Below are 18180 nucleotides of genomic sequence, written 5' to 3' on the forward strand. Positions count from 1 at the left end.
AGCCGGAGCCCTCAGTTGAGGGACGGGTCGTCGGGGTACGTGGCGATCATCGCGAGCTCGCCGCGCTGCCGCCGGAGCACCTGCCGCCAGAGCGTCTCGGGCCGCGGCGAGGAGACGTCACCGGGCTCCGACTCGACCACATACCAGGCGCCGTCGCCGAGCTCCGTCTCCAGCTGGCCGGGGCCCCAGCCGGCGTATCCCGCGAAGATCCGCAGGGAGCCGAGGGCCGGGCCGAGCAGCTCGGGCGGGGTCTCCAGGTCGACGAGGCCGATCGCGCCGTGCACCCGCCGCCAGCCGAGGGGGCCCTCGTCGCCGGGGATCACGGCGACACCGAGGGCCGCGTCGAGGGAGACGGGGCCGCCCTGGAAGACGACGCCGGGTTCACCGGCGAGCCCGGCCCAGGGCGCGAGGATGTCCCCGACGGTCACCGGGGTGGGCCGGTTGAGGACCACGCCGAGCGAGCCCTCGTCGTCGTGGTCGAGCAGCAGGACGACCGCGCGGTCGAAGTTCGGGTCCGCGAGCGCGGGCGTGGCGACGAGCAGCCGTCCTGTGAGCGAGGACACCTCGGTCATGCGACACATGATCCCGCATCTTCGGCGTTCGCGGGGGGTTGTCCGCGCGACCGGCGGGCAGGGTGTCCGGAAGTCGGCGGCCGTCGCAGTTCAGATCGGCGGCCGGCGCGATCGGGAGGGGCCCAAGGGCCGCCCCGGCGAGAGAAGCGGACGGTGACGCTCCGCAAGATCACGGGAACAGAGGGTGTTGTGCCGAATTCATTACATCTGACAGGCCCCCCGTGGCACCCATGAGAGGTCTCATGGCCCCTTACCCTTTTCACTGGCCACCCGACCGACCCCACTCCGGAACGCGAGATTCATGACCGGCACAGACGATGTCCTGCTTGTCCACGGCGGAACCCCGCTGGAGGGCGAGATCCGCGTCCGCGGCGCGAAGAACCTCGTGCCCAAGGCGATGGTCGCCGCCCTGCTCGGCAGCGGCCCGAGCCGCCTGCGCAACGTTCCCGACATCCGTGACGTCCGCGTCGTCCGCGGACTGCTGCAGCTGCACGGGGTGACGGTCCGTCCGGGTGAGGAGCCCGGCGAACTCCTCCTCGACCCGACGCACGTCGAGTCCGCCAACGTGGCCGACATCGATGCCCACGCCGGCTCGTCGCGCATCCCGATCCTCTTCTGCGGCCCGCTGCTGCACCGTCTCGGCCACGCCTTCATCCCGGGCCTCGGCGGCTGCGACATCGGCGGCCGGCCCATCGACTTCCACTTCGACGTGCTGCGCCAGTTCGGCGCCACCATCGAGAAGCGGGACGACGGCCAGTACCTGGAGGCCCCGCAGCGCCTTCGCGGCTGCAAGATCCGGCTGCCGTACCCCTCGGTCGGCTCGACCGAGCAGGTGCTGCTGACGGCGGTGCTCGCCGAGGGCGTCACCGAGCTGTCGAACGCCGCGGTGGAGCCCGAGATCGAGGACCTGATCTGCGTCCTGCAGAAAATGGGCGCGATCATCTCCATGGACACCGACCGGACCATCCGGATCACCGGTGTCGACCGTCTCGACGGCTACACCCACCGGGCCCTCCCGGACCGCCTGGAGGCCGCCTCCTGGGCGTCCGCCGCGCTCGCCACCGAGGGCAACATCTACGTGCGCGGCGCCCAGCAGCGCTCGATGATGACCTTCCTCAACACGTACCGGAAGGTCGGCGGCGCCTTCGAGATCGACGACGAGGGCATCCGCTTCTGGCACCCGGGCGGCTCGCTCAACGCGATCCACCTGGAGACGGACGTGCACCCCGGCTTCCAGACCGACTGGCAGCAGCCGCTGGTCGTCGCCCTGACGCAGGCCTCCGGCCTCTCCATCGTCCACGAGACGGTGTACGAGTCGCGGCTCGGCTTCACCTCCGCGCTGAACCAGATGGGCGCGCACATCCAGCTGTACCGCGAGTGCCTCGGCGGCTCCGACTGCCGCTTCGGCCAGCGGAACTTCCTGCACTCGGCGGTCGTGTCCGGGCCGACCCGGCTCCAGGGCGCCGACCTGGTCATCCCCGACCTGCGCGGCGGCTTCTCGTACCTGATCGCGGCGCTCGCGGCCCAGGGCACCTCCCGGGTGCACGGCATCGAGCTGATCAACCGCGGCTACGAGAACTTCATGGAGAAGCTCGTGGAGCTCGGCGCCAAGGTCGAGCTGCCGGGCAGCGCGCTGGTGTAAGGCGTCACGGGCCCCTGTGGGCCCGTACACGCCCATACGAAAGGGCGGCCACCCCCTGACAGGGTGGCCGCCCTTTCTGCGCCTCCAGGCTGCCTTACGTGCCTTGACAGGCTGCCTTGCGTGCTTCGGCGGTCTTACTCGCCTCGGCTGTCCTGCGTACCTCGGCGGTCCTGCTCGCCTCGGCTGTCCTGCGTGCTTCGGCGGTCCTGCTCGCCTCGGCTGCCTTACTTGCCCTTGGCGGCTTCCTTGAGCTTCGAGCCCGCGGAGACCTTCACGCTGTAGCCGGCCGGGATGTTGATCGGGTCGCCGGTCTGCGGGTTACGAGCGGTGCGAGCGGCACGGTGGGTGCGCTCGAAGGTCAGGAAGCCGGGGATGGTGACCTTCTCGTCGCCCTTGGCGACGACCTCACCGACGGTCTCGGCGAGAGCGGCCAGCACGGCGTCGGCGTCCTTGCGGGTCACCTCGGCGCGGTCGGCCAGGGCGGCCACCAGCTCACTGCGGTTCATGTTGTTACTCCCGTGTTCTTCTTGCCTGTGAGGCGTGCCACGCGGCGGAAGCCGCGTGATTGGGTACAGCGAAGCCGATGCTGCCAGGGCCTTCGGACAGTCCCCGGACCCGGGTCTAATGACAGACCCTCGCGCCCAAACACGCATCCTGCCCCCACCAGCGGCGGGAACGCCAATCCGGCACCCCCGGGGGTCACACGAAAAGCGCCAGAGCCCCCTGGTGGTGACGTTCTGTCGACTCCCCGAAAACCACGCGGAGCCGAAAAGCCACCCTAAAGGCGGGTTTACGGCTCCGCGAATCGCGACGCGCCGTCAGCGGCCGGTCGCCGCCGAGCCCGGGGCCGCCGCCTTCGCCGCGTTGCGCACCGCTCCGGCGACCGCGCCCGCGACCTTGTCGTTGAAGACCGACGGGATGATGTAGTTCGGATTGAGCTCGTCCTCGGTGACGACGTCGGCGAGGGCCGTGGCGGCCGCCAGCATCATCTCCGTGTTGACCGTACGGGAATGGGCGTCGAGGAGGCCGCGGAAGACACCCGGGAAGACCAGCACGTTGTTGATCTGGTTCGGGAAGTCGGAGCGTCCCGTGGCGACGACGGCGGCCGTCTGGCGGGCCGCCGCCGGGTCGACCTCCGGGTCCGGGTTCGCGAGCGCGAACACGATCGCGCCCTCCGCCATGGCGGCGACGTCCGCCGCGCCGAGCAGGTTCGGGGCCGACACGCCGATGAAGACGTCCGCGCCGACGACGGCCTCCTTGAGGGTGCCGGTGACGCCCTCCGGGTTGGTGTTGTCGGCGATCCAGCGCAGCGGCGAGTCCGCCGGGGCCTCCACGAGGTCCTCGCGGCCCGCGTGCACGACACCCTGGATGTCGGCGACGACGGCGTGCTTGACACCCGCCGCGATCAGCAGCTTCAGGATGGCCGTACCGGCCGCGCCGGCACCGGACATGACGACCCGTACGTCGCCGATGCCCTTGTTCACCACGCGCAGCGCGTTGGTCAGGGCGGCGAGGACGACGATGGCCGTGCCGTGCTGGTCGTCGTGGAAGACGGGGATGTCGAGGGCCTCGCGCAGGCGTGCCTCGATCTCGAAGCAGCGGGGCGCGGAGATGTCCTCCAGGTTGATGCCCGCGAAGCCGGGGGCGATGGCCTTGACGATCGCGACGATCTCGTCGGTGTCCTGCGTGTCGAGGCAGATCGGCCAGGCGTCGATGCCCGCGAAGCGCTTGAAGAGGGCCGCCTTGCCCTCCATGACGGGCAGGGCGGCCATCGGGCCGATGTTGCCGAGGCCGAGGACGGCGGAGCCGTCGGTGACGACCGCGACGGAGTTGCGCTTGATGGTGAGGCGGCGGGCGTCCTCGGGGTTCTCGGCGATCGCCATGCACACACGGGCGACGCCCGGGGTGTAGATCATGGAGAGGTCGTCACGGTTGCGGATGGGGTGCTTGGACGCCATCTCGATCTTGCCGCCGAGGTGCATCAGGAACGTACGGTCGGAGACCTTGCCGAGCGTGACGCCCTCGATGCCGCGCAGCTGCTCGACGATCTCGTCGGCGTGCGCGGTGGAGGTCGCGGCGATGGTGACGTCGATGCGGAGCTTCTCGTGGCCTGAGGCGGTCACGTCGAGGCCGGTGACGGATCCGCCGTGGGACTCCACCGCCGTGGTGAGCTGGGAGACCGCGGTTCCGCTCGCGGGAACCTCCAGCCGGACCGTCATCGAATACGAGACGCTGGGCGCCGTTGCCATGGCCGAGTTCCTCTGCTTTCCCTGAGCTTCGTTGCTACGCCGCCCCGGCTGGTTGCCCGGCGGCGCCCTCCGATGGTCGCACCTACCTGCCGGTAGCAGGTAATGCGGTCATTTTGTTTTCGGAAAGTAGTTTCCACCATACGAGAACCCCTGGGCAAACAGAAGAGGCCCCGGTCACCAGGGGTGACCAGGGCCTCGACTTCGTAGCTACACACGAGAACAAAAACGTCTTAAGTGGCACCGACCCGCCATGCTCGCCTCGCGGCAAGTGGTCCCTCTGAGGGACGAAGGTTGGGCCCGGGGGCTTGGATCGAGCCGGTGCCACGACAAGGCTAACAAACCACCCTGCCCGGTGATTCCAGCGCCACAGGTTGACCTGAAATCGGCCACGGGCCCCGCCCGGGCGGCTCAGTCCCGCAGCAGGTCGGGCACCCCCGCCCCGTCCGGCATGTCACCCGGGCCCGCGACCACCGTGAGCTGCTGCGTCGCCCTGGTGAGGGCCACGTAGAGCACCCGCAGACCGGCCGGGGACTCGTCCGCGATCTCCGCGGGCGAGACGACCACCGTGGCGTCGTACTCCAGGCCCTTCGCCTCCAGGGAGCCGAGCGCCACCACGCGGTCGCCCAGGTCGGCGAGCCAGCGGGCCGCCTCGGCGCGCCGGTTCATGGCGACGACGACGCCGACCGTGCCCTCGACGCGCTCCAGGAGCAGCCGCGCCTCGGACCGTACGGTTTCGGCCAGGTCGGCCTTCTCCTGTACGGCGACGAAGCGGGGCTCGACCCCCGTCGAGCGGACCGCGCGCGGTGATTCCTTGCCCGGCATGGCGAGGGCGAGGACCTTGGCGGCGAGTTCGGCGATCTCCGCCGGGTTCCGGTAGTTCACGGTCAGCTCGAAGCGGCGGCGCGGCCGGGAACCGAGCGCCTCGTCGCGGGCCTCGGCGGCCTCGTCCGGATCCGACCAGGACGACTGCGCCGGGTCGCCGACGACCGTCCAGGTCGCGTGCCGACCGCGCCGCCCGACCATCCGCCACTGCATGGGCGTGAGGTCCTGTGCCTCGTCGACGATCACATGCGCGTACTCGGTGCGCTCGGCGGCCAGCCGCTCGGCCCGCTCGCGCTGCGTCTCCTCCCGTACGGGCATGAGCTCCTCCAGGCCCGTGAGCTGGTCCAGCGGGTCGTACTCCCGCCGCTTCCTCGGCCGGGCCGGGGCGCCCAGGAGGGTGCCGAGCTCGTCGAGGAGCGCCACGTCGTGCACGGACAGCTCCGGGCGGCGCAGCGAGCGGGCGAGCCGCCGCACCTCGCCCGGGTTGAGGATGCGGCGGGCCCAGCGGCCGAGCCGCCGCTCGTCGGCCATCGCGTCGAGGACCCGGCGCGGGGTGAGCTCCGGCCACCAGGCGTCGAGGAAGGAGAGGAACGAGTCCTCCGTGGAGACGTCCTCGTCGAAGGAGGAGCGCAGCTCGGCGGCGAGCTCCGGGTCGCTGTGCCGGCCGACCGCGCCCGACTTGGAGTACAGCGCGTCGAGGAGCAGCCGACGGGCGCGCGGGCGGAGCAGGTTGACCGGGGCGGTGCCCCCGAGGACGTTGTGCCGGATGCGCCGCAGTTCTTCGGCCTCGAGCTCCAGACGGCGGCCGAAGGCGACGACACGGAGGCGCGTGGGCGTGCCCGCGGGTACGGGGGCCTCGTCGTCCTCTCCGAGCTCGGGCTGGCTGTTCCTGGGCGCCGGGGTCTCCAGGGCTCCGCGGGCGGCCTTGCGCAGCACGTGGAGCATCCGGGAGGAGCCCTTGATCCTTGCCACGGCCGGATCGTCGTAGGCGGTGGCCTCGACGCCGTCGACGAGGCTGCCGACGGCCCGGATGGCGACCTGGCCCTCCTCGCCGAGGGAGGGCAGCACGCCCTCGGTGTACGAGACGAGGAGCGGGGTCGGCGAGACGATCAGGATGCCGCCCGCGTACCGCCGCCGGTCCTGGTAGAGCAGGTAGGCGGCCCGGTGCAGCGCGACGGCCGTCTTCCCGGTCCCCGGCCCGCCCTCGACGTACGTCACGGAGGCGGCGGGGGCGCGGATGACCATGTCCTGCTCCGCCTGGATGGAGGAGACGATGTCCCGCATGGTGTGGCTGCGGGCCTGGCCGAGGGCGGCCATCAGGGCGCCGTCGCCGATCACGGGCAGCTCGCGCCCGCCGAGGGTGGCCCGCAGCTCGGGGCGCATCAGGTCGTCCTCGACCCCCAGGACCTGACGGCCCTTGGAGCGGATGACGCGGCGGCGCACGACCCGGCCCGGGTCGACCGGTGTGGACCGGTAGAAGGGCGCGGCGGCGGGCGCGCGCCAGTCGATCACGAGCGGGGAGTAGTCGGAGTCGAGGACGCCGATCCGTCCGATGTGGAGGGTCTCGGCGATCTCTGCGGTGTTGTCGGGCCGTACGGCGTCCTCGGCGGGCTCGATGGAGGTGTAGGCGCCGTCGGGCCCCTTCTTCCCGTCCTTCCCGTACAGCAGGTCGATCCGGCCGAACAGAAAGTCCTCGAACTCGTTGTTGAGCCGGTTGAGGTGGATGCCGGCGCGGAAGACCTGGGCGTCGCGCTCGGCGAGGGCGCCGGGCGTGCCGACCTGGCCCCGCTGGGCGGCGTCGTTCATCAGGAACTCCGCTTCGTGGATCTTCTCCTCCAGCCGGCGGTAGACGTGATCCAGATGTTCCTGCTCGACACCGATCTCACGGTCTCTGACCGTGTCCACGGCTTCCTGCGCGGCCACCTAAGGCCCCCTTCTGACGTGCACTGGGCAGCCGTCGAGCGTACGCCACCGGGAGGGGCCGTGTCAGGCGCGATCACCGTTCGGGGTCCGGTCGGCCGGAACTCCCGGCGGCGGGTCGTCGTGCAGGAGCCGCTGGAACAGGTGGTGGTCGCGCCACTCGCCGTCGATGTGGAGGTAGCGGGGCGCGGTCCCGATGCGCGTGAAGCCGCTCTTGACGAGGACCCGCTGGGAGGCGTGGTTGTCGAGCATGGTCCCGGCCTCGACGCGGTGCAGCCCGAGCTCGTCCCGGGCGGCCCGGCAGGCCTCGGCGACGAGCGCGGTGGCGAGACCGCGGCCGGTGTGGTCCTTGTCGACCCAGTACCCGAGGGAGGCGCTGCGGAAGGGCCCGAGGACGATCCCGGAGAAGATGACGGCCCCGACGATCGCCTCCCCGTCGACGGCGAACCACCGCACCCCACCGTCCGCCAGCCGCTCGGCCTGCGCCTCGGCGGTGTAGTACCGCTCGGCCCGGTAGGGCTCCCGGGGCCGCATGTGCGCGCGATTGCGCGACAGGGCGAGAGCGAGCGGCCCGGCGTCGCCGGGCTCCGCGGCCCGAATCAGCAAAGAACGTCCCATCACCCGGGTACGGTAACCCGCGCGCGCGATCACGCCGTTGCGGGCAACGGTCCCCGCAAGGCTCAGTCGTCGTACTTCTCGTCCGCCGCCGCGTCCAGCGCCAGTCGGTACCCCCGCTTCACCACCGTCTGGATCAGCTTCGGCGCCCCCAGCGCCGCACGCAGGCGCGCCATCGCCGTCTCCACCGCGTGTTCGTCCCGCCCCGCCCCCGGCAGCGCCCGCAGCAGGTCAGCCCGGGAGACGACCCAGCCGGGCCGGCGGGCGAGGAGGCCGAGGAGGGCCATGCCGGCGGGCGGGACGGGCCGCAGGACGCCGTCGACGAGGACGGCGTGGCCGCGGACCTCCACCCGGTGCCCGGCGACCGGCAGGACCCGCGAGCGGCCGGGCAGCTCCTTGCAGAGGAGCTGGACGAGCGGGCCGAGCCGGAACCGCTCCGGCTGGTACGTGTCGATGCCCTCGGCCTGGAGCGGCAGCGCCGTCACGGGTCCGACGCACACCGCGAGGACGTCATGCCGGAGCGCGGCGACGAGCTCGGACCGTACCCCCTTCGACTCGGCCCGCGAGAGCAGCGACGCGGCGGCCGGGGCGCTCGTGAAGGTGACGGCGTCGAGGCCGCCGGCGAGGACCGCGTCGAGGAGCCGGTCGAGCGGGCCGGTGTCCTCGGGCGCCATCCAGCGGTAGACGGGGACGCCGACGACCTCCGCGCCGGCGGCGGTGAGCGCCTCGACGAAGCCGGGCAGCGGCTCCCCGTGCAGCTGGAGCGCGATCCGGCGGCCGGTGACGCCTTCCCCGAGGAGCCGGTCGAGGACCTCGGCCATGGATTCGGAGGTGGGCGACCAGGACTCGGTGAGTCCGGCGGCCCGTACGGCTCCCTTGACCTTGGGCCCGCGGGCGAGGAGCTCGACGTCCCGCAGGACGGCGAGGAGTTCCTCCCCGTATCCCCAGCCCTCGGCCGCCTCGACCCAGCCCCGGAAGCCGATCGCCGTGGTGGCGACGACGACGTCCGGGGCGTGGCCGATGAGTTCCTTGGTGGCGGCGAGGAGTTCGGTGTCGTCCGCGAGGGGCACGATCCGCAGGGCGGGGCCGTGGACGACGGCCGCGCCGCGCCGGCGCAGCAGCGCGATGAGCTCGTCCGCGCGGCGCGCCGCGGTGACGCCGACCGTGAAGCCGGCGAGGGGGCCGTGTTCTTGCTCGTCCATGAGGCCAGAGCCTGACGGGGACGCGTGACGGATTCGGTTCGCCCGTATTTCCTGGTCGTTACGGTCCGCGCCGGGCATCGGGGGTCACACCTTCGCGTAGCCGGGCCGGGACTCCGACGCGGTGACGGCCTCGGCCGTCTCGGGGACGGCGGTCGGGCGGCGAAGGTATACCGCCCAGGTGACGACGATGCAGGCCGCGTAGAAGGCGAGGAAGGCGACGAAGGCCGCGGTGCCGCTGCCGGAGGTCTGGAAGGACTGGCGGAAGGCGAGGTTGATGCCGAGTCCGCCGAGCGCGCCGATCGCCCCGATGAGGCCCATGGCGGCCCCGGAGAGGCGTCGCCCGTAGGCTTCCGCGGCTTCTCCCGCGAGCCCCTTGCGGTGCCCCTGGGCGAGGAAGATCGCGGGGATCATCTTGAACGTGGAGCCGTTGCCGAGGCCGCTGAGGGCGAAGAGGGCGATGAAGCCGACGAGGAAGACGGCGAGCGACTCGATCACGGAGGCGTAGATCACGACGCCGGTCGCCGCGGCCATCGCGGCGAAGGTCCAGAGGGTGATGCGGGCGCCGCCGTGCCGGTCGGCGAGGGAACCGCCGATGGGCCGGATCAGGGAGCCGAGCAGCGGGCCGATGAAGGTGAGGGACGCGGCCTGGAGCGGGGTGCGGCCGAACTGGGTCTGGAGCACGAGGCCGAAGGCGAAGCTGTAGCCGATGAAGGAGCCGAAGCAGCCGATGTAAAGGAAGGCCATGATCCAGGTGTGGCGGGCCCGGACGGCCTCCTTCGCGGCTCCGGTGTCGTTCTTGACGGGAGCGAGGTTGTCCATGAAGAGCGCGGAGCACACGGCGGCGACCACGATCAGGGGCAGGTAGACGCCGAGCACGATCCTCGGGTGCATGGCGCCCGCGGTGCCGATGACGAGGAGGCCGACGAGCTGGACGACGGGGACGCCGATGTTGCCGCCTCCCGCGTTGAGGCCGAGCGCCCAGCCCTTCTTCCGCAGCGGGAAGAAGGCGTTGATGTTGGTCATGGAGGAGGCGAAGTTGCCGCCGCCGACGCCGGTGAGCGCGGCCACCAGGACGAAGGTGGTGTACGAGGTGCCGGGCTCCATCACCGCGAAGGCGAGGCCCGTGGGCAGCAGGAGCAGCAGGGCGCTGAAGACGGTCCAGTTACGGCCGCCGTAGCGGGCGACGACGAAGGTGTACGGGATCCGGATCAGCGCGCCGACGACGGTGGCGGTCGCGATCAGGAAGAACTTGCCGGCCGGGTCGACGCCGTACTGCGGTCCCATGAAGAGCACCATGACCGACCACAGGCTCCAGATCGAGAAGCCGATGTGCTCGGAGAGCACGGAGAAGATCAGGTTCCGCCGGGCGATCCGTTCGCCCTTCTCGCGCCAGAAGGTCTCGTCCTCCGGCTCCCACTGTTCGATCCACCGGCCGCCGCCCATGTCGTACCTCCGCGGGTGTCGGGTCCTGGGGCGTCCACAGCCCCGGTCCACCTGCCACAGACGTTAGGGAGGTCGCGTTTCAGCCCGGTGCCGTGAGGTGACGGGAACGGAACCTTGCTCTCACCCGGCGCTCGCGGGGTCTGTGAGCGCCGCCCGGGTGCCGGTCAGCGTACTCCCGGCTCGTTCTCGGGCAGCCAGGAGCCCGGTGGGCGTTCCAGCCAGCCCTCCGCCGCGCCGATCTCCGCGGCCGCGGCCCGGAGCGCGTCGAGGCCGGGGTGGCGCAGGCCCTCGCGCCAGACGAGGCTCACGGGTGACAGGGGTACGGGGTCGACGAGCGGCCGCAGGACGCAGCCCGGCATGGGCGGGAAGTCGACGACGGCGAGGACCGGGGTGCGGTGCTTGGCCATGATGCGGCGGAACTCCTCGTGGCCGACGGCGAGCGGCGCGGGCGGGGCGACCTCGATGCCGCGTCCGGCGAAGAGCCGGGCGGCGAGGTCGGTCCATTCGAGCGTGCGGTCGTTCCCCGCGCCCGCGTAGATCCGTTCCCCGGCGAGACCGGCGAGCGGGACCTCGGGCAGGTGGGCGAGCGGGTGGTCGTCGGGGAGTATCACCGCCATCCGCTCGTACCGCACCAGCTGGGAGCCGAGCCGGGCCCGCAGCCCGGCGTCGAGGCCTCCGTACCGGCCGAAGGAGGTGTCGAGCCGGCCGGTGAGGATGTCCCGGACGGCGCCGGTGAGTCCGCTCTCGTAGCGGGCCATCAGCTCCTGGTCGGGGGCGAGTTCCCGGGCCCGGCGCAGGACGCGCTCCTGGGCGAGGCCGGGGGTGTTGAGGTCGGCGAGGAGGGGCCGGGGCGCGGCCCGGAAGGCCTCGGTCAGCTCGTCGTGGGCGGCGAGCACGCGTCGCGCGTACGGGAGGAGGCGCTCGCCGTCCGGAGTGAGGGCGACCTGCCGGGTGGTCCGTACGAAGAGCTCGGCGCCCAGCTCGCGCTCCAGGCGCCGGATGTCGCGGCTGAGGGCCTGCTGGGCGAGGTAGAGGCGGGCGGCGGCACGGGTGAAGTGCAGCTCCTCGGCGACGGCGGTGAAGGCGCGCAGGAGCCGGGGGTCCATGTCGTACGGGGACGAGGTGGCGGGCACCGCCGCATTTAACAACACAGGCGCGTGAATGGCCACCGAAAGGTGTTGGACCCGCCCGGCCACTCACCCCGAGCCTTGATCCATGCCGCAACCGGAGCTCACCCCGACCCCGGCGGGCCCGGCCCTCGCCCCCCGCCACGCCGAACGACCACCTACCGCCCCGTCCGCCACCACACCCCACGCCACGGGCCCATCCCTCACCGCACCGTCCGCCGCCTCCGCCGCCACCGGTCCGTCCCTCACCGCACTCCAAGACGCCGCCAAACCCTCCCCCCAGGGCCCCGCCCGGCCGCCCGCCGTCCCCCGCAACCCCTACCTGCGACTCTTCGCCGTCCCCGGCACCCGCGCGTTCACCGCCGGCAATCTGATCGCCCGGCTGCCCATGGGCATGTTCGGCGTCAGCGCCGTCATCATGATCGCGGCGGCGTACGACTCCTATGCCCTCGCGGGCGCGGTGACCGCGACCGGCATGGCCGCCGGGGCCCTCACCGCCCCCTGGATCGCCCGGCTCGTCGACCGGTACGGCCAGGCGCGGATCGCGGTCCCGGCGACCGCTCACGCGGTCCTCGGCCATCTCGTCCTGCTGCTCTGCGTCCACGCGAAGGCACCGACCTGGGCCCTGTTCGTCACGGTCGCCCTCACCGCCACGAGCCCCAACACGGGCGGCATGTCCCGGGCCCGCTGGGCTCATCTCCTCCGGGGCGACCGCGACGCCCTGCACACCGCCAACGCCTTCGAGCAGGCCGCCGACGAGCTCTGCTTCATGCTCGGCCCGGTCGTCGCCGCGCTCCTCTGCTCGACCCTCTTCCCCGAGGCGGGGACCCTCGTCGCCGCCGTTCTCTTCCTCGGCGGAGTCCTGGTCTTCACCGCCCAGCGCTCCACCGAACCGCCGATCGCGCCCCGCACGGCCACGGGCTCCCCGCTGCGGGTGCCGGGCATGGCCCCTCTCCTGGCCGTCTTCCTCGCGACCGGGGCGGTCTTCGGCTCCATGGAGGTGGTGACCCTCGCGTACGTCGACGGCCCTCTCGCGGGGCCCGTGCTCGCCCTCCAGGCAGCGGGCTCCTGCGCGGCGGGCCTTCTCTACGGCCGCGCCCGGCGCACCGCGCGCCTGCGGACCTGTCTGGCGGCGATGGCCGCCCTCATGACATTGCCGCTGCTCGCCGCATCGACCGGATCGCTGCTCGCACTCGCCGGCGGCCTCCTCCTGGCGGGCATGGCGACGGCTCCGACGATGGTGACGGGCATGGCCCTGGTGCAGCGCCTGACGCCGGCGTCCCAGCTCAACGAGGGGATGACCCTGGCCGTGACGGCCCTGCTCGGCGGCATCGCGGCCGGATCCGCCACCGGCGGCTGGGCCGCCGACCACGCCCCCTTCCCCACCTTCGGCTTCCTGATCCCGCTCACAGCGGCGACCGCGGCCCTGACCCTCTGCGCGACGACCTTGAAAACCACCGAGTCCTCCGCCCGCTAGGTGGTACGAGTTTCCGGTACGGTTGCCGTACCACAAACTCGCACGACCTGACCCGGAGGAGCGGACGCCATGTCCATAAGCGCCAGCGAAGCCAGGGCGACCCTGTTCCCCCTGATCGAGCGCGTCAACACCGATCACGACCCGGTGCGCATCACCTCCAAGAACGGCGACGCCGTCCTCATGTCGGCCGACGACTACGACTCCTGGCAGGAGACCGTCTACCTGCTCCGCTCTCCCGCCAACGCCCTGCGTCTCATGGAGGCCGTGGCCCGCGACCGCGAGAGCGCACCGGTGATCACCAAAACCATGGACGAGCTGAGGGAGCTGGCCGGGGGCGAGGAGTGAGAAGCGTCCACTTCGACCCTGCGGCCTGGGAGGACTTCCTGTTTTGGCTCTCCTCCGACCGGAAGACGGCCCGCAGGATCACCCGACTGATCGGCGAGATCCAGCGTGACCCCTTCAGCGGCATCGGCAAGCCCGAGCCGCTGAAGGGTGACCTGTCGGGCTACTGGTCCCGCCGGATCGACGACGAGCACCGACTCGTCTACCGGGCGGACGACAAGGAAGCGAAGATCCTCAAGGCCCGCTATCGCTACTGACGCATGACAGAGGCCCGGCAGTCGCGGTGACTGCCGGGCCTCTGCCCACATGGGATGAGGTGTCCGGGCGGGGCGGGCCCCTCTCGGACGCTCGGTGGAGATGGCGGGAATCGAACCCGCGTCCAACGGTACGGAAACAGAGCTTCTCCGTGTGCAGTCCGCTACGAGTTTCTCAGCCCCGGAGATCACGCGGACAAGTCTCCGACGGGCTCAGTCACTGTTTGATTTCCCTCTCACCCCCGTGACCGGGCTGAGAGGTTTAGATCCCTAAATGACGCCAGGATCCGGGTCGGGACCATCCCCGGGCTGACGCTCCTCACAGAGGCTTCTTGTCGTTACCTAAAATTAGGCAGCGAGGGCGAAGCGGGAGTTATCGCTCTTGGAGTTGGCGATTATTGGTTGCGACATATGGTTTACGAGATCATTGCCGCTTCCTCGACACGCTTCCTCTGCATCGGTATCCGCTGTCGAAACCGATCATCCCCATGTTTTTTTATCAACGTGCACCCCCCTTGCGAGGCGTGCACGGCCCATCGTACGTGACCGACGGGCACTGGTGCCAGCGTATTAGCCGCGACCCGCGCCGCCAGGACGGGCCCTAGGCGATCTTCGCCGCCCGCTCCCTGCGCTTGGCCGCCGCGATGGCGCGGTTGGTCTCGCGGGTGTCCTGCTTCTCCCGCAGGGTCTGGCGCTTGTCGAACTCCTTCTTGCCCTTCGCGAGCGCGATCTCGACCTTCACCCGGCCGTTCAGGAAGTACAGCGCGAGGGGCACGATCGTGTGACCCGTCTCCTGCGACTTCGACTCCAGCTTGTCGATCTCCTCCCGGTGCAGCAGCAGCTTCCGCTTCCGCTTCGCCGAGTGGTTGGTCCAGCTGCCCTGCATGTACTCGGGCACATGGATGTTGTGCAGCCACGCCTCGTGGTTGTCGATCTGCACGAAGCCGTCGACGAGCGAGGCGCGGCCCATCCGCAGCGACTTCACCTCGGTGCCCATCAGCACCACACCGCACTCGTACGTGTCGACGATGTGGTAGTCGTGGCGCGCCTTCTTGTTCTGCGCGATGATCTTGCGCTCGGGCGCCTTGTCCTGGTTCTTCTTGGCAGGCTTGCCCTGCACGTTCACGAGTCCCTTTGCCATAGTGCGGTCATTTTCGCACTACGAGCCCCCTCCGAGGCCACTCAATACCGTCTTCGCCCGTTCCTCGGCCCGTTCCCCGGCCGCCAGGTCCGGGGTGATGCCCCGGCCGTCCACCGCGTGCCCCGCCGGCGTCCGGTAGTGGCCGACGGTCAGCTCGGCGACCGAGCCGTCCGGCAGGGCGCTCGGCATCTGGACCGAACCCTTGCCGAAGGTGCGGGACCCGACCGTGACCGCCCGGCCCCGGTCCTGGAGGGCGCCGGTGAGCAGCTCGGCCGCGCTCATGGTGCCCCCGTCGATCAGCGCCACCAGGGGCCGGCCGGTGTCGCCGCCCCCCTCCGCGTAGACGGCCCGCTGCTCGCCCTCCACGTCGTACGTGGCGACCAGGCCGCCGTCGAGGAAGGCGGAGGCGGCCACGGCGGCCTCGGCGACCAGGCCGCCCGCGTTGCCCCGCAGGTCCAGGAGGACCCCGGCGCCGGCCGGGGCGGTCCGTACCGCGTCACGTACGCGCGTGCCGGCTCCCTTGGTGAAGGCGGCGACCCGGATGAGCAGCGTCCCGTCGTCCAGGTGGCGGACGGTGACCGGGTCCGTGGCGAGCCGGGCCCTGCGCAGGGTCTGCGTCCAGGCGGCACGGCCGCGCTCGACCCTGAGGACCACGGCCGAGCCGGGCACGCCGTCGCCGCGCAGCAGGGCGACGACCTCGGAGACCGAGAGCCCGTCGACCGGGCGTCCGTCGACGGAGACGAGGCGGTCGCCGGCCCGGAGCCCGGCCCGCTCGGCGGGGCCGCCCGACTGCACCCGGGTCACCCGGACGCGGTCCTGGCCCGCACGGCCCGCGGAGAGCCCGACACCGGTGTACGTCCCGTCGAGAGCCTGCTCGAACTCGGCGTACTCCTTCTTGTCGTACACCGCGCCCCAGCGGTCACCGCTGCGGCTGACGAACTCCTCCGCCGCCTGCTTGCCCGACTTCCCGTCGGCCATGGCCTCGGCGGCGGCGCGGTTCAGGGCGGCGCTGTCGACGGGCGCGCCGCCCGGCGACCGCTGCCCCGCGCGCGTGGACGCCCCGGCGGGTTCACCGGCGGACTCCTGCCGGGGCAGGGAGCCGGTGGCGGCGGCGGTGGCGAGGACCCCGGCGAAGACCAACGTCAGAACGGCCCCACGGAGCACTCCGCGGGGCCGGATACAGAGGCGCTCGGTGTCGGCCGGCATGGCGCCCACTCTAGGACAAGGCGATGGCGCCGCACGGGTTTTGACCGTACGGCGCCATCCGCTGTCAGTGGTCTCTTCTCACACCTTCAGGTACTTGCGCAGCGCGATGAAGGCGGCACAGGCGGGCATGAGCAGACCGATGGCGAGCACCAGCGGCAGCACTGAGAAGACGGCGTCCCAGCCGATGAAGTTGACGAGCTGCATCTTCTCGGCGAGCGCGATGCCGTTGTCGATCAGGAAGTACCGGCCGACGAGCAGCAGCACACAGGCGACCGCTCCGCCGAGGAGCCCGGCGAAGGCGGCCTCCATGATGAACGGCATCTGGATGTAGAAGCTGGAGGCGCCGACGAGGCGCATGATGCCGGTCTCGCGGCGACGGCTGAAGGCCGAGACGCGGACGGTGTTCACGATCAGCATCAGCGCGATGACCAGCATGAGGCCCATGACGGCGAAAGCCGCGATCCTCATCCCGTCCATCAGGTCGAAGAGGTTCTGCAGGGTGTCCCGCTGGTCCTGGACGGACTCGATCCCGTCGCGGCCGGCGAAGGCGGTGGCGATCACCTTGTACTTCTCCGGGTCCTTGAGCTTGACCCGGAACGACTCCTGCATCTGGTCCGGCGTGATGACGGAGGCGATGGCGGTGTCGCCGTACTCCTCCTTGTACCGCTTGAACGCCTCGTCGGTCGACTCGTAGAAGACGTTGTCGACGATGTCCATCTTCTGCAGATCGGCCTTGATCTGCTCCTTCTGCTGCGTGGTGACGGCGCCCTTGGGGCACTTGGCCCCGTCGGCCGCGTCGGCCTTGTTGCAGAGGAAGAGGGAGACGTTGACCTTGTCGTACCAGAAGTCCTTCATCGTGTTGACCTGCTCGCGCATGAGCAGGGCACCGCCGAAGAGGGCGAGCGAGAGGGCCACGGAGATGATGACGGCGAAGGTCATCGTGAGATTGCGCCGGAGACCGACACCGATCTCCGAGAGCACGAACTGAGCGCGCATGGTGTGTTCTGTCCCCTACCTGCTCAGTGCTGGTATCCGTAGACGCCGCGCGCCTGGTCGCGGACGAGGCGGCCCTTCTCGAGCTCGATGACGCGCTTGCGCATCTGGTCGACGATGTTCTGGTCGTGGGTCGCCATGACGACGGTGGTCCCTGTCCTGTTGATGCGGTCGAGCAGCTTCATGATGCCGACCGAGGTCTGCGGGTCGAGGTTGCCGGTGGGCTCGTCGGCGATCAGCAGCATCGGGCGGTTGACGAAGGCGCGGGCGATGGCGACGCGCTGCTGCTCACCGCCGGAGAGCTCGCCCGGCATCCGGTCCTCCTTGCCGCCGAGTCCGACCAGATCGAGCACCTGCGGCACGGCCTTGCGGATCTCGCCGCGCGGCTTGCCGATGACCTCCTGGGCGAAGGCCACGTTCTGGGCGACGGTCTTGTTGGGCAGCAGGCGGAAGTCCTGGAAGACGGTGCCGAGTTGACGCCGCATGTGCGGCACCTTCCAGTTGGACAGCCGGGCGAGGTCCTTGCCGAGGACGTGCACCTGGCCTTGACTGGCGCGCTCCTCACGCAGGAGCAGCCGCAGGAAAGTCGACTTTCCGGAGCCGGAGGAACCGACGAGGAAGACGAACTCCCCCTTCTCGATCTCCAGGGAGACATCCCGGAGCGCGGGGCGGTTCTGCTTCGGATAGGACTTGGAGACGTTGTCGAATCGGATCACGGATGCACCACGGTCGGCCGGGAGTAGGTGTGCGTGACCTTACGCGAACGGGGAAGGCCCGCGCAGTCGCGGTCCTGGCTTGCGACGTTTATCCTTTTCGCCCCTCGGGACGGAACGGAGACGAGCCGGTGGGGCGCGCCGAAACGCCGCCGAGCTGGCACAGTGGTAGGGGGAACGTCCGGGCCCCCTCGGACGTTGTCCTGATGTGTAGCCCCCGTGCGGGAGGAGGAGAGCGCATGACCTATGACCGACTGGTGTGCGCCAACTGCGCGGCCCCGGTCGCCGAGGGCCGCTGCCGTGTCTGCCGCGCGAACCGCGAGCGCCTGACCCCCCAGGGTCTTTCGCCCGCGATGCTGCTGACGCTGGCCATCGCCCTGCTGGCCGCCATAGCACTGCTCGCGGCGGTCCGTACGGCCTAGCCGGACCGCACGACGACCACACGAGCCGGAAAGCATGAGG

At 71.0% G+C, this 18180-nt stretch carries 17 protein-coding genes and 1 other RNA gene; 5 read left to right on the top strand and 13 right to left on the bottom strand.

What is annotated here, in order from left to right; all coding sequences use genetic code 11:
• Window positions 1–11: 11 nt before the first annotated feature.
• Entirely contained in the window at window positions 12–572 is a 561-nt protein-coding gene (locus ACZ4VK_RS05550; protein ID WP_229313995.1) for a YqgE/AlgH family protein, read from the bottom strand.
• Between the two features lie 301 nt (window positions 573–873).
• Here ACZ4VK_RS05550 and murA point away from each other — a divergent pair, with 301 nt between their 5' ends.
• Window positions 874–2214 (top strand): UDP-N-acetylglucosamine 1-carboxyvinyltransferase, encoded by a 1341-nt coding sequence (gene murA / locus ACZ4VK_RS05555; protein WP_468348687.1) that lies wholly within the window; start codon window positions 874–876, stop codon window positions 2212–2214.
• Window positions 2215–2438: 224 nt separating this feature from the next.
• Here murA and ACZ4VK_RS05560 read toward each other — a convergent pair whose 3' ends face one another.
• The 7 genes from ACZ4VK_RS05560 to ACZ4VK_RS05590 all read right to left on the bottom strand — a co-directional run bounded on the left by ACZ4VK_RS05560 (window position 2439) and on the right by ACZ4VK_RS05590 (window position 11571).
• Entirely contained in the window at window positions 2439–2720 is a 282-nt protein-coding gene (locus tag ACZ4VK_RS05560) for an HU family DNA-binding protein (RefSeq protein WP_017237029.1), read from the bottom strand.
• Between the two features lie 312 nt (window positions 2721–3032).
• Window positions 3033–4463, bottom strand: coding sequence for an NAD-dependent malic enzyme (locus ACZ4VK_RS05565; protein ID WP_468348690.1), 1431 nt, complete (start codon window positions 4461–4463; stop codon window positions 3033–3035).
• Window positions 4464–4871: 408 nt separating this feature from the next.
• A complete protein-coding gene (locus ACZ4VK_RS05570) occupies window positions 4872–7208 on the bottom strand; it encodes a HelD family protein (protein ID WP_468348692.1) in 2337 nt (778 codons plus the stop codon).
• Window positions 7209–7271: 63 nt separating this feature from the next.
• Window positions 7272–7823 (bottom strand): GNAT family N-acetyltransferase, encoded by a 552-nt coding sequence (locus ACZ4VK_RS05575; protein WP_468348694.1) that lies wholly within the window; start codon window positions 7821–7823, stop codon window positions 7272–7274.
• Window positions 7824–7885: 62 nt separating this feature from the next.
• Window positions 7886–9022, bottom strand: a complete 1137-nt coding sequence (locus ACZ4VK_RS05580; protein WP_468348696.1) for a uroporphyrinogen-III synthase — start codon at window positions 9020–9022, stop codon at window positions 7886–7888.
• A gap of 84 nt (window positions 9023–9106) precedes the next feature.
• Entirely contained in the window at window positions 9107–10465 is a 1359-nt protein-coding gene (locus ACZ4VK_RS05585; protein ID WP_468348698.1) for a nitrate/nitrite transporter, read from the bottom strand.
• A 164-nt stretch (window positions 10466–10629) separates the two neighbouring features.
• A complete protein-coding gene (locus tag ACZ4VK_RS05590; protein ID WP_468348888.1) occupies window positions 10630–11571 on the bottom strand; it encodes a LysR family transcriptional regulator in 942 nt (313 codons plus the stop codon).
• Window positions 11572–11680: 109 nt separating this feature from the next.
• On the opposite strand from ACZ4VK_RS05590, the gene ACZ4VK_RS05595 reads away from it, so the two are divergent.
• From ACZ4VK_RS05595 to ACZ4VK_RS05605, 3 genes are all read left to right on the top strand, one after another.
• Window positions 11681–13069, top strand: a complete 1389-nt coding sequence (locus ACZ4VK_RS05595; RefSeq protein ID WP_468348700.1) for an MFS transporter — start codon at window positions 11681–11683, stop codon at window positions 13067–13069.
• Between the two features lie 69 nt (window positions 13070–13138).
• Window positions 13139–13414 carry a type II toxin-antitoxin system Phd/YefM family antitoxin gene (locus ACZ4VK_RS05600; protein WP_423674234.1) on the top strand — a complete coding sequence of 92 codons (276 nt, stop codon included), beginning with the start codon at window positions 13139–13141 and terminating at the stop codon, window positions 13412–13414.
• Complete coding sequence (locus ACZ4VK_RS05605; RefSeq protein WP_468348702.1) at window positions 13411–13668, top strand: Txe/YoeB family addiction module toxin; 258 nt, start codon at window positions 13411–13413, stop codon at window positions 13666–13668. The genes ACZ4VK_RS05600 and ACZ4VK_RS05605 overlap by 4 nt, the downstream gene beginning before the upstream one ends.
• A 92-nt stretch (window positions 13669–13760) precedes the next feature.
• Here the strand turns inward: ACZ4VK_RS05605 and ssrA are convergent.
• The 5 genes from ssrA to ftsE form a co-directional block, all read right to left on the bottom strand.
• Window positions 13761–14153, bottom strand: a transfer-messenger RNA (tmRNA) gene (ssrA, locus tag ACZ4VK_RS05610).
• A gap of 113 nt (window positions 14154–14266) precedes the next feature.
• Window positions 14267–14806, bottom strand: a complete 540-nt coding sequence (gene smpB, locus ACZ4VK_RS05615; protein WP_360784908.1) for an SsrA-binding protein SmpB — start codon at window positions 14804–14806, stop codon at window positions 14267–14269.
• Between the two features lie 18 nt (window positions 14807–14824).
• Entirely contained in the window at window positions 14825–16012 is a 1188-nt protein-coding gene (locus tag ACZ4VK_RS05620; protein WP_468348705.1) for a S41 family peptidase, read from the bottom strand.
• 78 nt (window positions 16013–16090) lie between these two features.
• Window positions 16091–17008, bottom strand: coding sequence for a permease-like cell division protein FtsX (gene ftsX, locus ACZ4VK_RS05625; protein ID WP_468348707.1), 918 nt, complete (start codon window positions 17006–17008; stop codon window positions 16091–16093).
• A 23-nt stretch (window positions 17009–17031) separates the two neighbouring features.
• Complete coding sequence (gene ftsE, locus ACZ4VK_RS05630) at window positions 17032–17721, bottom strand: cell division ATP-binding protein FtsE (protein WP_053648390.1); 690 nt, start codon at window positions 17719–17721, stop codon at window positions 17032–17034.
• 236 nt (window positions 17722–17957) lie between these two features.
• Between ftsE and ACZ4VK_RS05635 the strand changes: the two genes are divergently transcribed.
• Window positions 17958–18140, top strand: coding sequence for a hypothetical protein (locus tag ACZ4VK_RS05635; protein WP_389679450.1), 183 nt, complete (start codon window positions 17958–17960; stop codon window positions 18138–18140).
• Window positions 18141–18180 lie beyond the last annotated feature (40 nt).

It is taken from the genome of Streptomyces sp. NPDC028711 (genome assembly GCF_055565415.1).

Bases quoted from the DNA above. Each gene is read 5' to 3' on its own strand.
- ACZ4VK_RS05565 (WP_468348690.1), bottom strand. From the start codon at position 4,463: ATGGCAACGGCGCCCAGCGTCTCGTATTCGATGACGGTCCGGCTGGAG.
- ACZ4VK_RS05550 (WP_229313995.1), bottom strand. From the start codon at position 572: ATGACCGAGGTGTCCTCGCTCACAGGACGGCTGCTCGTCGCCACGCCC.
- ftsX (WP_468348707.1), bottom strand. From the start codon at position 17,008: ATGCGCGCTCAGTTCGTGCTCTCGGAGATCGGTGTCGGTCTCCGGCGC.
- smpB (WP_360784908.1), bottom strand. From the start codon at position 14,806: ATGGCAAAGGGACTCGTGAACGTGCAGGGCAAGCCTGCCAAGAAGAAC.
- ACZ4VK_RS05620 (WP_468348705.1), bottom strand. From the start codon at position 16,012: ATGCCGGCCGACACCGAGCGCCTCTGTATCCGGCCCCGCGGAGTGCTC.
- ACZ4VK_RS05635 (WP_389679450.1), top strand. From the start codon at position 17,958: ATGACCTATGACCGACTGGTGTGCGCCAACTGCGCGGCCCCGGTCGCC.
- ACZ4VK_RS05580 (WP_468348696.1), bottom strand. From the start codon at position 9,022: ATGGACGAGCAAGAACACGGCCCCCTCGCCGGCTTCACGGTCGGCGTC.
- ACZ4VK_RS05575 (WP_468348694.1), bottom strand. From the start codon at position 7,823: ATGGGACGTTCTTTGCTGATTCGGGCCGCGGAGCCCGGCGACGCCGGG.
- ACZ4VK_RS05595 (WP_468348700.1), top strand. From the start codon at position 11,681: ATGCCGCAACCGGAGCTCACCCCGACCCCGGCGGGCCCGGCCCTCGCC.
- ACZ4VK_RS05600 (WP_423674234.1), top strand. From the start codon at position 13,139: ATGTCCATAAGCGCCAGCGAAGCCAGGGCGACCCTGTTCCCCCTGATC.
- ACZ4VK_RS05585 (WP_468348698.1), bottom strand. From the start codon at position 10,465: ATGGGCGGCGGCCGGTGGATCGAACAGTGGGAGCCGGAGGACGAGACC.
- murA (WP_468348687.1), top strand. From the start codon at position 874: ATGACCGGCACAGACGATGTCCTGCTTGTCCACGGCGGAACCCCGCTG.
- ACZ4VK_RS05560 (WP_017237029.1), bottom strand. From the start codon at position 2,720: ATGAACCGCAGTGAGCTGGTGGCCGCCCTGGCCGACCGCGCCGAGGTG.
- ACZ4VK_RS05590 (WP_468348888.1), bottom strand. From the start codon at position 11,571: ATGGACCCCCGGCTCCTGCGCGCCTTCACCGCCGTCGCCGAGGAGCTG.